4 tRNA genes and 1 rRNA gene are annotated in these 518 nt (G+C 50.8%); all 5 read left to right on the top strand.

Features of this window, described 5'->3' with window-relative positions:
- Window positions 1-99, top strand: a 5S ribosomal RNA gene (gene rrf, locus FILTAD_RS15545); the annotation flags it as partial.
- Window positions 100-155: 56 nt separating this feature from the next.
- Window positions 156-231 (top strand) — tRNA-Val (locus FILTAD_RS15540).
- 15 nt (window positions 232-246) lie between these two features.
- Window positions 247-322, top strand: a tRNA-Thr gene (locus tag FILTAD_RS15535).
- A 5-nt stretch (window positions 323-327) separates the two neighbouring features.
- A tRNA-Lys gene (locus FILTAD_RS15530) sits at window positions 328-403 on the top strand.
- 34 nt (window positions 404-437) lie between these two features.
- Window positions 438-518: transfer RNA gene (locus FILTAD_RS15525), tRNA-Leu, on the top strand.

The following is a 518-nucleotide window of genomic DNA, read 5'->3' as shown; positions in this document are numbered from 1 at the left end:
AGAGGTCACACCCGTTCCCATACCGAACACGGAAGTTAAGCTCTTCAGCGCCGATGGTAGTTGGGGGTTTCCCCCTGTGAGAGTAGGACGTCGCCGGGCTTGTATAATCCACTTGTGATTGTACAAGCATGAATGATCAATTGTAATTCTACCCAGGAGGATTAGCTCAGCTGGGAGAGCACCTGCCTTACAAGCAGGGGGTCGGCGGTTCGAGCCCGTCATCCTCCACCATATAAAAATTTATTCGCCGGAGTAGCTCAACTGGTAGAGCAACTGACTTGTAATCAGTAGGTTGAGGGTTCAAGTCCTTTCTCCGGCACCACTATCGAGCCATTAGCTCAGTTGGTAGAGCATCTGACTTTTAATCAGAGGGTCGCAGGTTCGAATCCTGCATGGCTCACCATTTTTTCTTGACTTACTTAGTCATGATTTATATTGCGGGTATGGCGGAACTGGCAGACGCGCTAGACTTAGGATCTAGTGCCTTCGGGCGTGGGGGTTCGACTCCCTTTACCCGC

The organism is Filibacter tadaridae (assembly GCF_900609045.1).
GTDB lineage: Bacteria > Bacillota > Bacilli > Bacillales_A > Planococcaceae > Sporosarcina > Sporosarcina tadaridae.
The sequence above is the reverse complement of the archived record's forward strand: the minus strand, read 5'-3'. Positions and strand labels throughout refer to the sequence as shown.